This is a genomic window from Luteitalea sp., assembly GCF_022842525.1.
GTDB lineage: Bacteria > Acidobacteriota > Vicinamibacteria > Vicinamibacterales > Vicinamibacteraceae > Luteitalea.
On the sequence record NZ_JALHPM010000188.1, the window covers coordinates 1 to 11780 of the forward strand.

Below are 11780 nucleotides of genomic sequence, written 5' to 3' on the forward strand. Positions count from 1 at the left end.
GACTTCGTCGCGGACGTGGTCGGGCCGTACCTGGCGATCCAGACGGCCCTGGTGAACGACGACCTCGGCCCGGTGGCCGCGGCTGCCGCGCAGCTGCAGAAGAGTGCCGGCGCGCTCGGCGCCGACGGGGCGAGCCTGGCTGGTGCCGCCGCGAAGACGGCCGGCGCGACGACGATGGAGGCCGCACGCGCCGCCTTCGGCGATCTCAGCGCCGCGCTCATCGCCTACGCCGACAAGACGAAGCAGCCGGTCGCCGGCAAGATCATCGCGTTCTGTCCGATGGTCAACAAGTCGTGGGTGCAGGCCGATGGCGCCATCGCCAATCCCTACTACGGCAAGGCCATGTCCACCTGCGGCAGCAGCACCCGCAAGCTCTAGATGCACATTCCCTTCACGCGCCGCACGCTGGCCAATGGCCTCGACGTGATCGTCCACGAGGACCACGATCTGCCGATCGTGGCCGTCAACGTCTGGTATCACGTCGGCTCCAAGAACGAGCGGCGCGGCCGCACGGGGTTCGCGCACCTGTTCGAGCACCTGATGTTCGAGGGATCGGCCCACCACGATCAGGGGTTCTTCGCGCCGCTGCAGCGCGCCGGTGCCTCGCTCAACGGATCGACGAGTGCCGATCGCACCAACTACTGGGAAGTCGTGCCCACCGGGGCGCTCGATCTCGCCCTGTGGCTCGAGTCCGATCGGATGGGACACCTGCTGCCGGCGCTGACGCAGGCCAAGTTCGACAACCAGCGCGATGTCGTGCTGAACGAGCGTCGGCAGAACTACGAGAATCGCCCGTACGGCCTGGCGGGCATCGCCGTGGCCGACGCCCTCTACGACCACGACCATCCGTACAGCTGGCCGACGATTGGCTACCCGGACGACCTGCGCGACGCGTCCCTCGACGACGTGCACGGCTTCTTCCGGACCTACTACCATCCCCGCAACGCGTCGCTGGTGCTCGCCGGCGCCATCACCGCGGATCGCGCCTTCGCCCTGGCCGAGCAGTACTTCGGCGACATCGCCCCGGGTCCGGACATCCCGCCGGTGCCGTCCGGCGTGCCGACGCTCGCCGGTCACGTGCGCCTGAGCCTCGAAGATCGCGTCGAACTCCCGCGCGTCTACCTGGCCTGGCACTCGCCGGCGCTGTTCGATCACGGCGACGCCGAACTCGATCTGCTCGCAGACGTCCTCGGCGGCGGCAAGACCAGTCGCCTCTACCGCGCCCTCGTCGTCGAGCAGCAGATCGCGACCGAGGTGACCGCGGTGCAGTCGTCGCGCGAGCTCTGCGGCATGTTCCAGGTCGTGGCCACCGCCGCGCCCGGCGTCACGCTCGATCGTCTCGCCGAGGCCATCCACGCCAGCCTTGCCGAGATCCGGCAGACACCGGTGGGGGAGGACGAACTGCGTCGCAGCCAGGTGCAGGCCGAGGCGCACTTCATCTACCGCCTGCAGACCATCGGCGGCTTCTCCGGAAAGTCCGACCAGCTGAACGCCTACAACATCTATCGGGACGACCCCGGCTTCGTGGCCGACGATCTCGCGCGTTACGGTCGCGCCACGCCCGCCGCCCTGCAACAGGCCGCCGCGACGTGGTTGTCCAAGCCCTTCGTCGCGCTCGGCGTGGTGCCGACCGGGCAACTCGCCCTCGGCCTGTCGGATGCGACCCCGGCGGTGGTGGCATGAGCGTCGACCGCCGCACGCTGCCCATCCCCGACCCCCCTCCGGGCATCCGGTTTCCCGATCTCGCCGAAAGTCAGCTCGCGCCCGGCGTGCGCCTGGTGACCGTCGAGCGCAACGAACTGCCGCTCGTGTCGTTGCTGTGGCTGTGGCACGCGGGGACGTCGGCCGACACCGATGCCGCGCCTGGCCTGGCGGCCCTCACGGCCGATCTGCTCGACGAGGGCACCGCGTCGCTGACGATGACGGAGTTGCACGAAGCGCTGGCCGGCATCGGCGGGCAACTCGACACCGACATCGGCCACGACGCCACCGTCCTGTCGATGTTGGCGCTCTCGGCCCACCGCGAGCGCGCCATCGAGCTGTTCATGGACATGGCGGAGCGTCCGCGACTCGATGCCTCCGACATGGCGCGGGTGCAGGGCCTGCGGTTGAACCGCCTGCGCCAGCTGCGTCACTCGGCGTCCGCCCTGGCCGACCTGCTGTTCATGCGGCGCCTGTACGGTGTCCATCCCTACGGGCGCGCCGGCATCGGCACGGAGGCGTCGCTGCAGCGCTTCACGGTGGACGAGGTGCGCGGCTTCCATCAGCGTCTCGCGACCACGCCGGCCACCCTGGTCATCGTCGGCGACATCTCGCACGGCGAGGCCGTGCGCCTCGTGCGCCGGCATCTCTCGGACGAGACGCGTGTCGCCCATGCCGATCCGTCGATCCCGTCGTCCACGGAGGGCAGCCGGCTGCTGTTCGTGCCCCGCGAGGGCGCCGCGCAGTCGGAGTTGCGGCTCGGGCGCGTGGCGCTGCCACGGCGCACGCCCGAGTACCACACCGCCGTCGTCACCAACATGCTGCTCGGCGGTGCGTTCGTCAGCCGCATCAACATGAAGCTGCGCGAGGAGAAGGGCGTCACCTACGGCGCGCGATCCTCGTTCCAGTTCCTGCGTCAGGCGGGGCCGTTCTCGGTCCAGGCCAGCATCCAGTCCGATGCCACGGCCGAATCGCTGCACGACGTCCTGGTGGAACTCGATGCCCTCGGCAGCAGCCGTCCGGTCACGGACGAGGAACTGTCGAGCGCGCGGGATGCCCTGACGCGCGGCTATGCGCGCGGCTTCGAAACCGTCGAACAGGTCTCGCGCGCCGCGGCCCAGCTGGCGTTGTACGAGCTGCCGGCCGACACCTTCGACCGCTTCTCGGAGCGCGTCTCGGCCGTGACGGCCGACGACGTCACCGCGCTGGCGCAACGCTGGCTGACGGGCGACGCGATGCAGGCCGTCATCGTCGGTGAGCCCGCCTCGTCGCTGAAGGGCCTCGGGGCGGTCGGCCTCGGCGCCCCCGAGCATCGACTGGCGGACGACGTGCTGGCTGGCGTCTGACCCCCGCCCCGCCCGCGGATGGCGGTACCATGACGGATACGGAATGAACCCGGCCCGGCCGGGCTTCGTCTCACCCCTCGTCGTGGAAGGATTGCCCCGATGAGTCTCGCGAGGACCACGCTCAGCCTCGCGGGCGTCGTGCTCGCCATTGCGACGACGCTCGCTGTCGCCACGCTGTGGCTGCTGCTCACCGAACCGGTGACGGTGGCCGACGCCGTGGCCCGGGGCGACGTGTCTCCGCTGATGACGGCCCTGGCCGGCGTGCTGGCGAACGCGGTGCGCGGCCTGCTCGACTACCTGTAGCCGTCGACCTTCAGGTCGACGGTCACGACGGCCCTCCCTACAACGCGCGGGCCAGGAACTTCGTCAGCCAGTAGCCGTCGAGGAACTTGAAGGGCGCCTTGCCGGTGCTGTAGTGGCCGCACGGCAGCACGGCGAGCTGGTGCGGGATGCCGCGATCACGAAACTCCTGCACGAACGACTTCGACAGCCGCAGGGGGAACGTCAGGTCGTACTGCGCGTACACGAGCAGGGTTCGCAGGTGACGGACGCGGTCGAGGTACGGCTGCGGGCTGATCGGCGCCCAGATGCGCCGCAGCGTGTCCACGTCCACGTGCCCGTCCAGGCCCTGGCGCACGTGACGCGTCGAGAGCCCTTCCCACACGACATCGGCGAAGTAGGGCGAGATGTGGTTCAGCGCCGCCGCCTTGATCCGCGGCTCGTGGGCGGCCGTCAGCATCGAGAGGCACGACCCGAGGCTCGTGCCGCAGATGCCGATCGACGAGTACCCCTGGGCGTGCAGGAATCCTACGGCCCGGCGCGCGTCGAGCACCGCCTGCCGGCACACCTGCAGCGTCCGCCCGACGTTGCTGCTCACGATGTAGTCGGCGCGCAGCAGCTCGGGAGGCTTGCGCCAGTCGTGGTAGGGCTTGCTGAGCCGCAGCGCCGTCAGGCCGACCCGGTTGAAGAGCTTGCAGAGGCCCACATGGCCGTCGGCATCCGAGTTCCACTGGGGGAGCACGACCACGGCGCGGCCGCGGTCTTCCCGGGCGCGATAGAGCCGCGCATGCACGATGTTGTTCTCGGCGTGCGGCGTGACGATCTCGCTCGGGAACCGCAGGTGTCCGTGCCGATCGAGGTCGTAGCCGGGGGCGTCGGTGCTTGCGAAGAACTGGTCGCTGTGATCGACGGCCCAGGCCGCGTAGGCCTGCAGGGTGGCCGCTGGCGACGCGACCGGGTGGTCGGTGTCAGGCGCATCCGGCGTGTGCGGCAGGTCGTGGAGCCACTCGAGGCCCCAGTCGAACTCCCGGACCAGCCGGTCGGTGCTGCGGTTGTGAATGGCTTCCTCCCAGCGATGGAAGGCCCAGCGGAACATCCGACCAGACTAGCATCACCCGAACGTCGCGCCCCCCAGCGCCGCTTCGATGCCCAGCGCCACCGCCACCAGCGAGGGCGTGTCGCGCCCCACCAGCTGCAGGCTGATCGACCAGCCCTCGGCAGTCGTGCCGACGGGCAGGACGATGGCCGGATGCCGCGAGAGGTTGAAGGGCTGGGTGAGGCGGAGCATGGCCATCCGCGTGAGTTCCTCGCCGTGCGGCCACATCACATGGGTCTGCCCGAGCGGCGGCGGCGTGATGGCGAGCCCGGGCAGCGCCAGGACGTCGACCGCTGTGAGCAACCCGGCGACATCGGCCTCGATCGACACGCGGGCCTCGTGCGCGCGGGCGTAGTCGTCGTCGGAGGGGCGCGCGGCGGTCTGCAGGCGTCCGCGGACGGCCGGCGTGTAGCGATCGGCGTGCGCCGACAGGCGAGGCGCGTGAAAGTCGAGGGCCTCGCGGATCACGAGGGTGCCGTACGCCGGGATGACGAGCGGGGCGGTGACCAGCGGCATGTCCTGCAGGGTGGCCCCAGCAGCCGCGAGGGCGTCGAGTTGGTCGGCGACGCCCGAGCCAATCTCGGGCATCACGGCCCGCCAGCCGAAGTCACGCAGCACGCCGATGCGCAGCCCACGCACCGGACGCGCGGCAGGGCAGGGCGGCAGGGCGCTGTCGCTGCGCAGGGCCTGCAGCGTATACCAGGCGTCTTCCACGCCTCGCGCGAGCGGCCCGACGCAGTCCACGGTGGGGCTGAGCGGCACGACGCCGGTCAGTGACACCTCGCCCCAGGCCGGCTTGAGTCCGACCAGGCCGCAGGCGGCCGAGGGGATGCGCACCGAGCCGCCCGTGTCGGAGCCAATCGACACATGGCTCATGCCCGTGGCCACGGCCACCGCCGACCCGCCGCTGGACCCACCCGCCGAATGTCCGGGATCGCGGTGATGGCGGACCGGGCCGAAGCCGGAGTCCTCGCTGGTCGTGCCCATCGCGAACTCGTGCATGTTGGTGCGGCCGAGGAACACCGCGCCGTGGGCCCGCAGGTGGGCGACGGCCGGCGCGTCGGCGGCGGCCACGGTCGTCATCGACCGTGATCCGGCGGTGGTGACATGGCCCTGTTGGTCGAGCAGGTCCTTGAGCGACACCGGCACGCCGTGCAGCAGGCCCCGGTCGATGCCCCGGCGCCGTTCGTTGTCGGCGACATCGGCCATGTAGCGGGCCTCGGCGACGTCGACCTCGATGAAGGCGTTGGTGGCCGGCTGCCAGCGGTCGATGCAGGCGATCGCCTCCTCGACCAGGTCACGGGCGCGCACGGTGCCGGCGCGCAGGTCACGGGCGGTGTCACGAAGCGGCATGTGTGGACAGCATCGCATGAAGGTAGACTCCCCTTGAGGTCCCCTTCGCCCTATGCGCCAGACCCGCATCATCGCCACGCTCGGTCCGTCGAGCGCCACGCCCGAGGGCGTTCCTGCCCTGATCGCTGCCGGGGTCGACATCTTCCGCCTGAATTTCTCGCACGGCAGCCACGAGCAACACGCCGAATCGCTGCGGCTGGTGCGCGACGCGGCCGCCGCCGCGTGCCGCCAGGTGGCGATCCTGCAGGACTTGAGCGGGCCCAAGATTCGCACCGGCCGCCTGGTCGGCGGCGTGCCCATCCCGCTGCCGGCCGGCTCCCGTCTGCGCATCACGACGGGCGACGAAGAAGGGGTCGAGGGGCACGTCTACACGACGTTTGCCGGCCTGGCGAAGTCCGTCGGCCCCGGCATGCGCCTGCTGCTGGATGACGGTGCCCTGGAACTGCGCGTCGAGGGCACCGATGGGACGACCATCGAGACGACCGTGCTGGTCGGCGGGACACTGGCCCAGCACAAGGGCATCAACGCGCCCGACGTCGAGCTGCCGGCCTCGGCTCTCACCGACAAGGACATCGTCGACCTCCAGTTCGGGGCCTCGATCGGCGTCGACATGGTGGCGCTCAGCTTCGTGCAGACGGTCGACGACCTGCATCGGACGCGCGCCGCGCTGCGTGCGGCTGGCGCCGAGTCGACGAGCCTCATCGCCAAGATCGAGCGTCCGCAGGCGGTGGTCAACCTCGAGTCGCTGCTCGGTGCCTGCGACGGCGTGATGGTGGCGCGCGGTGATCTCGGCAACGAGGTGCCGCTGCACAGCGTGCCCCGCGCCCAGAAGGTGATCACCCAGCTGGCGCAGCGCGCCGGCATCCCGGTGATCGTCGCCACCCAGGTGCTGGAGTCGATGCGCACCAACCCGCGGCCGACCCGTGCCGAGGTCAGCGACGCCGCCAACGCCGCCGACGACTCGGTCGATGCCGTGATGCTGTCCGGCGAGACCGCGAGCGGGCAGTATCCGGTGGCGGCGGTCAAGCTGCTCGATGCCGTCATCCGTGACGCCGAGAGTCTGAACCCGCGGCCGCGGGCCACCTTCAATGCCGGCGTGCTGGGCGTGCCGCACAATCGCGCGCTGTGCGAGGCGGCGGTGACGCTCGCCCATGCGGGCAACGCCGAGGCCATCGTCGCCGTGACCCGCGAGGGCAAGACGGCGCGCGTGCTGTCGGCGCTGCGCCCGTCGATGCCGATCTACGCCGTGACGTCGGACGAGCGGGTGGCGCGCCGCCTGATGCTGCATCGCGGCATCGAGCCCATCGCCATCGACACGGCGCTGATCGACAACCACAACGGCATCGAGGTCGAGCGTCACCTCGTGGAGCAGGGCGTGCTGCGCGCGGGCGAGCCGATCGTCTTCGTCAGCGTCAACGCCGACCTGACGCGCATCGACGCCAACTTCCTGCGCATCCGCCGCGTCGGCTGATCGACGCCCTGACGCCGACCGTCGACCTGAAGGTCGACGGCTACGTGTATCGAACGTGAAGGCGTAGGCGTCGACCTTCAGGTCGACGCGGACTCCAGCTGCGTCTTCAGGCGGCCGAGAGCCTCGACCCATTGGGCACCGAGGACGCGGTAGAACCGCCGCCACCGGGGGCTGTCGTCGCAACCGCTCTGCTGGAAGCGCAGGCGCGTGCCGGTGGGCGTGGGGTCACAGGTGACCTGCAGGGCCATCGGGCCGATCGGGTCGCCCTCGGGGGGCATCCAGTACGCGTCGGCCAGGAAGAACTCGCGGCCAGGCCGGACGTCGATGACCAGGCCGTAGAACGCGCCGCCCAGGGGGCCCAGCAGCGGGTCCTCCATGGTCGACCTCGGCCATTCCACCGCGTAGACGCCGAGGGGACGCGGCGTGGTGATGGACGTCGCGGCCTCCCACCAGGCCTGCAGCACGTCACGGGTGAAGAAGGCCTCGAAGACCGTCTCGGGCGGGGCCGAGATCTCCACGACGCAGTCGAAGGAGGCGGGATCCGAGGGCGCGCTGCGCCACATGTGCGGAGTATGACACGCGCCCACTCTTGCCAGACACCTCGGCGGGGGTCTACTCTGTTGGCCGTGACGCGCAGCACCATCATCATTACCGTGACCACTCGAAAGCGGGAGCTCGACTCCGCGCGCGGGTGGTTCGTGTACGCGTCCTGAGCACAACAGCTCACTCTTCACCAGCGTACGTGCACCACAAGAAACCCGCCGCGCGACCCGCGCAGGCGGGTTTTGTCGTGCAGGGCGGACGAAACGAGGATTCGATGTCGTCTCGAGTAGAAGTGGGCGTGCTCGGCGCCACCGGCACGGTGGGCCAGCAGTTCGTGCGGTTGCTCGCCAACCACCCCTGGTTCGATGCCACCTGGCTCGCGGGCAGCGAGCGTTCCGCGGGCCGCACGTATGCGGACGCGGCGAACTGGAAGTTGTCGACGCCGATGCCCGAGGCCGCAGCGGCGCGCGTCGTGCAGACCCCCGTGCCCGGGGTCGGCCCGAAGCTGGTGTTCTCCGCCCTCGACGCCAATGTCGCCGGCGACCTCGAGCGGGCCTTCGCCGAAGCCGGACACCTGGTGGTGAGCAACGCGCGCAACCACCGGATGGATCCGCTGGTGCCGCTGCTCATCCCCGAGATCAACCCGGATCACCTGCAACTGCTCCAGCAGCAGCACGCCGCCTACGGCTGGAAAGGCGGCATCGTCACCAACTCGAACTGCTCGACGATGTTCCTTGCCATGGCGCTGGCGCCGTTGCGGGCCTTCGGGCTGACGAAGTGCAACGTCGTGACGCTGCAGGCCGTCTCCGGCGCGGGGTACCCCGGCGTGCCCTCGCTCGACATCCTGGGCAACATCGTGCCGTTCATCGGCGGCGAAGAGGAGAAGCTCGAGATCGAGCCGCAGAAGATCCTCGGTCGTCTCGCCGCCGATCACGTCGAGCCCCACCCGGTGATCGTCAGCGCGCACACCACCCGCGTGCCGGTCATCGACGGCCACTCGGAGATGATCTCGGTGGACTTCGACCGCACGGTCGACGCGGCCGACATCCGCGCCGCGTTCGACGCCTTCCGCGGCCTGCCCCAGGACCTCGGCCTGCCGTTCGCGCCGGCCCGTCCGCTCGTCTATCTCGAGGCCGAGAATCGTCCCCAGCCACGACTCGACGTCGAGCGCGACAACGGCATGGCGGTGTTCCTCGGCCGTCTGCGTCCCTGCCCGGTGCTGCAGCACAAGTTCGTCGCGCTCGGGCACAACACCGTCCGTGGCGCGGCCGGCGCCGCGCTGCTGAACGCCGAGCTGATGCAGGCGCAAGGCCTGCTCTGAGGTGATGGCCATGGTCGTGATGAAATTCGGCGGCACCTCGGTCAAGGACCCTGACGCCATCCGGCGCCTCGCGCGCATCGTCACGCGCGAGCAGGGCATCAGCGGCGTGCCCGTGGTGGTGGTCTCCGCCATGTCGGGGATCACGGATCAACTGCTCGACGCCGTGGCGGCGGTCGAGCGCGGCGATGCGGACCTGGCCTCGCAGAAGGTCACCGTGATGCGCGATCGGCATCGCGTCGCGGCCGAGGCCCTGCTCGGTCCCAGTGTGGAGCGCGACGAGGTCATCGACCTGCTCGAGCGACAGTGGCGCGAGACGGCCGCCCTGCTGCACGCGATGGCCGTCCTGCGCGAGGTGTCGCCGCGGTCACGCGACGCGGTCGTCGCGATGGGGGAACTGGCGAGTTCACACCTCGTCGCGGCCGCCCTGACGGCACTCGGCACCCCGGCGCGCTGCGTGGATGCGCGTGAGGTGCTCGTCACGAGTGCCGATCACGGGCTGGCGCAGCCCGACCTGGCGTCGACGGCAGCGCGGCTGCACGAACGGGTCCGTCCGCTGGTCACGGCCGGCACGGTGGTCGTACTCGGCGGCTTCATCGGCGCCACCGCGAGTGGCGTCACGACCACGCTCGGGCGCGGCGGATCCGACTACTCGGCCTCGTTGTTCGGTGCTGGCCTGCGCGCCGCGGAGATCCAGATCTGGACCGACGTCGACGGCATGCTCACGGCCGACCCGCGCGTGGTGCACGGCGCCCGCCCGCTGCCGTCGCTGTCGTTCGCCGAGGCGTCCGAACTGGCCTACTTCGGGGCCAAGGTCCTGCACCCGAGCACCATCGCCCCGGCGGTGGCCGACGGCATCCCGGTCAAGATTCTCAACTCGCATCGCCCCGAGGTGCCCGGCACGACGATCACCGCCGCGCCGCCGCTTCCCGAGGCGCCGCTGACGGGCCTCGCCTGCAAGCGCGACATCACCGTCATCGACATCCGCTCGACGATGATGCTGGCGGCCTACGGGTTCATGCGTCGCGTGTTCGAGGTGTTCGAGCGCTACCGGACCTCCGTGGACGTCATCACGACGTCGGAGGTCAGCGTCTCGATCACCATCGAGGATCGGCGGGCCATCGACGACATCGTGCGCGATCTGTCGGCGTTCGCCGAGGTCGGTGTCGAGACCGAGATGGCGCTGCTGTGCGCGGTGGGCGAGCGCCTGCGGCTCGAGCCCGGGCTCGCCGCCCGCGTGCTCGGCGCCCTCGACGAATTCCCGCTGCGCATGGTCTCGCAGGCCGGCGCCCGCCGGAACCTCACGGTGGTGTTGCCGCAGGCGCACCTGCAGGCGGCGATGGCGCGCGTCCACGAGCGCTTCTGTCTCGAGGCCGAACCGGCCGGAGTCGGCGCCTGATGCGTGCGGTGCTGTTCGGGCATGGCCGCATGGGCCGCCTGGTCGGGCTGCACGCCGCCGACCACGGCGTGGAGGTCGTCGGGGTGATCTCGAGCCGCAGCACGGCCGAGGAGTGGGACGCGGCGGCCCAGGCCGGCGCCGACGTCGTCATCGACTTCGCGACGGGAGACGCGCTGCAGGCGAGCCTCGATCGTCTGTGCACGATCGCACCGACGCTGGTTCTCGGCAGCACCGGGTGGGCGGCGTTCGAGCCCGAGGCGAGGGCGCTCATCGCCCGCCACGGGGCCGGCGCCGTCGTCGCCTCGAACTTCTCGGTGGGGGCGTACCTGCTGGAGGCGGCTGTGCGGGTGGTGAGCGCGGCCGTCGAGGGGCTCGACGACTACGAGACCTTCCTGCATGAGGCTCACCACTCGAAGAAGCGCGATGCGCCGTCGGGCACGGCCCTGCTGTTGCTCGAGGCGATGCGCGAGGCGGGGCTGACCCGGCACGTCGATGTGTCGTCGACCCGCGCCGGGCACATCCCCGGCACCCACAGCGCCGGATTCGATGGCCCGGCCGAGACGGTCACCCTGACCCACACCGTCCGCGATCGTGCGACCTTCGCCCACGGCGCCCTGCGCGCGGCGCGGTGGGTGCACGGGCGCACGGGGTGGTACTCGATGCGCGACGTGCTGGGGATGGTGCCGTCGCCCTGAAGCACGGTGACGGCCCGCTCGGAGAGCGGGCCCTACCCCCAATTGCCCGGTTCCCGGTTCCCGGTTCCCGACTCCCGATTCCCGACTCCCGGTATCCTTGACCCCATGACCTCACGACGCCCCTTCACCGGCTGTGGCACCGCCCTCGTCACGCCCTTCACCGCGAACGGCCGCGTCGACGAGGCGGCGGTGCGTCGCCTGGCCCGCCGGCAGGTCGAGGCCGGCATGCATTTCCTCGTGCCGGTCGGCACCACGGGCGAGGCGCCGACGCTCTCGCCGGCCGAGAAGCGGCTGGTCATCGAGCTGGTCGTGGACGAGGTCAAGGGCGTGGTGCCCGTGCTCGCGGGTGCCGGTGGCTACAACACGGCGGAGGTGATCGAGGGGGCCCACGCGGCGGCCGATGCCGGCGCCACCGGCATCCTCTCGGTGTCGCCGTACTACAGCAAGCCGACGCAGGAGGGCATCTTCCAGCACTACGCGTCGATTGCCGCCAACACCAACCTGCCGATCATGCTGTACAACGTGCCCGGTCGCACCGGCAGCAACATCGAGCCGGCGACCACCGAGCGGCTGGCGCAG

The 11780-nt window shown here is 70.7% G+C and carries 12 protein-coding genes; 9 read left to right on the forward strand and 3 right to left on the reverse strand.

Annotated features, from left to right (window positions below; translation table 11 throughout):
• The 4 genes from Q0C41_RS25510 to Q0C41_RS25525 form a co-directional block, all read left to right on the forward strand.
• Positions 1-378 (forward strand): DUF3347 domain-containing protein (locus tag Q0C41_RS25510; protein WP_291988752.1); only part of this gene is annotated, 378 nt, incomplete at its 5' end.
• Positions 379-1683 carry a pitrilysin family protein gene (locus Q0C41_RS25515; protein ID WP_291988754.1) on the forward strand — a complete coding sequence of 435 codons (1305 nt, stop codon included), beginning with the start codon at positions 379-381 and terminating at the stop codon, positions 1681-1683.
• The gene (locus tag Q0C41_RS25520) at positions 1680-3047 is read left to right on the forward strand and encodes a pitrilysin family protein (RefSeq protein ID WP_291988756.1); all 1368 of its coding nucleotides are present in this window, start codon (positions 1680-1682) and stop codon (positions 3045-3047) included. The genes Q0C41_RS25515 and Q0C41_RS25520 overlap by 4 nt, the downstream gene beginning before the upstream one ends.
• Positions 3048-3146: 99 nt before the next feature.
• Entirely contained in the window at positions 3147-3350 is a 204-nt protein-coding gene (locus tag Q0C41_RS25525; protein ID WP_291988758.1) for a hypothetical protein, read from the forward strand.
• 37 nt (positions 3351-3387) lie between these two features.
• Here Q0C41_RS25525 and Q0C41_RS25530 read toward each other — a convergent pair whose 3' ends face one another.
• Together Q0C41_RS25530 and Q0C41_RS25535 are read right to left on the reverse strand one after the other, a co-directional pair.
• Positions 3388-4422 (reverse strand): hypothetical protein, encoded by a 1035-nt coding sequence (locus Q0C41_RS25530; RefSeq protein ID WP_291988760.1) that lies wholly within the window; start codon positions 4420-4422, stop codon positions 3388-3390.
• Between the two features lie 15 nt (positions 4423-4437).
• Positions 4438-5775 carry an amidase gene (locus tag Q0C41_RS25535; protein ID WP_291988762.1) on the reverse strand — a complete coding sequence of 446 codons (1338 nt, stop codon included), beginning with the start codon at positions 5773-5775 and terminating at the stop codon, positions 4438-4440.
• Between the two features lie 52 nt (positions 5776-5827).
• Here Q0C41_RS25535 and pyk point away from each other — a divergent pair, with 52 nt between their 5' ends.
• Positions 5828-7246 (forward strand): pyruvate kinase, encoded by a 1419-nt coding sequence (gene pyk, locus Q0C41_RS25540; protein WP_291988764.1) that lies wholly within the window; start codon positions 5828-5830, stop codon positions 7244-7246.
• Between the two features lie 77 nt (positions 7247-7323).
• On the opposite strand, the gene Q0C41_RS25545 is transcribed toward pyk, so the two are convergent.
• On the reverse strand, positions 7324-7809 hold the full coding sequence (locus tag Q0C41_RS25545; protein ID WP_291988766.1) for an SRPBCC domain-containing protein: 486 nt from the start codon (positions 7807-7809) through the stop codon (positions 7324-7326).
• Between the two features lie 254 nt (positions 7810-8063).
• Here Q0C41_RS25545 and asd point away from each other — a divergent pair, with 254 nt between their 5' ends.
• The 4 genes from asd to Q0C41_RS25565 all read left to right on the forward strand — a co-directional run.
• Positions 8064-9110 carry an aspartate-semialdehyde dehydrogenase gene (gene asd, locus Q0C41_RS25550; RefSeq protein WP_291988768.1) on the forward strand — a complete coding sequence of 349 codons (1047 nt, stop codon included), beginning with the start codon at positions 8064-8066 and terminating at the stop codon, positions 9108-9110.
• Positions 9111-9120: 10 nt separating this feature from the next.
• A complete protein-coding gene (locus tag Q0C41_RS25555; protein WP_291988770.1) occupies positions 9121-10506 on the forward strand; it encodes an aspartate kinase in 1386 nt (461 codons plus the stop codon).
• A complete protein-coding gene (locus Q0C41_RS25560; RefSeq protein ID WP_291988772.1) occupies positions 10506-11201 on the forward strand; it encodes a dihydrodipicolinate reductase C-terminal domain-containing protein in 696 nt (231 codons plus the stop codon). Before Q0C41_RS25555 ends, Q0C41_RS25560 begins: the two co-directional genes overlap by 1 nt.
• Positions 11202-11306: 105 nt before the next feature.
• Positions 11307-11780: dihydrodipicolinate synthase family protein (locus Q0C41_RS25565; RefSeq protein ID WP_291988775.1), on the forward strand; the 474-nt coding region annotated here is incomplete at its 3' end.

Bases quoted from the DNA above. Each gene is read 5' to 3' on its own strand.
- Q0C41_RS25525 (WP_291988758.1), top strand. From the start codon at position 3,147: ATGAGTCTCGCGAGGACCACGCTCAGCCTCGCGGGCGTCGTGCTCGCC.
- Q0C41_RS25555 (WP_291988770.1), top strand. From the start codon at position 9,121: ATGGTCGTGATGAAATTCGGCGGCACCTCGGTCAAGGACCCTGACGCC.
- Q0C41_RS25515 (WP_291988754.1), top strand. From the start codon at position 379: ATGCACATTCCCTTCACGCGCCGCACGCTGGCCAATGGCCTCGACGTG.
- asd (WP_291988768.1), top strand. From the start codon at position 8,064: ATGTCGTCTCGAGTAGAAGTGGGCGTGCTCGGCGCCACCGGCACGGTG.
- pyk (WP_291988764.1), top strand. From the start codon at position 5,828: ATGCGCCAGACCCGCATCATCGCCACGCTCGGTCCGTCGAGCGCCACG.
- Q0C41_RS25520 (WP_291988756.1), top strand. From the start codon at position 1,680: ATGAGCGTCGACCGCCGCACGCTGCCCATCCCCGACCCCCCTCCGGGC.
- Q0C41_RS25535 (WP_291988762.1), bottom strand. From the start codon at position 5,775: ATGCCGCTTCGTGACACCGCCCGTGACCTGCGCGCCGGCACCGTGCGC.
- Q0C41_RS25545 (WP_291988766.1), bottom strand. From the start codon at position 7,809: ATGTGGCGCAGCGCGCCCTCGGATCCCGCCTCCTTCGACTGCGTCGTG.
- Q0C41_RS25560 (WP_291988772.1), top strand. From the start codon at position 10,506: ATGCGTGCGGTGCTGTTCGGGCATGGCCGCATGGGCCGCCTGGTCGGG.
- Q0C41_RS25530 (WP_291988760.1), bottom strand. From the start codon at position 4,422: ATGTTCCGCTGGGCCTTCCATCGCTGGGAGGAAGCCATTCACAACCGC.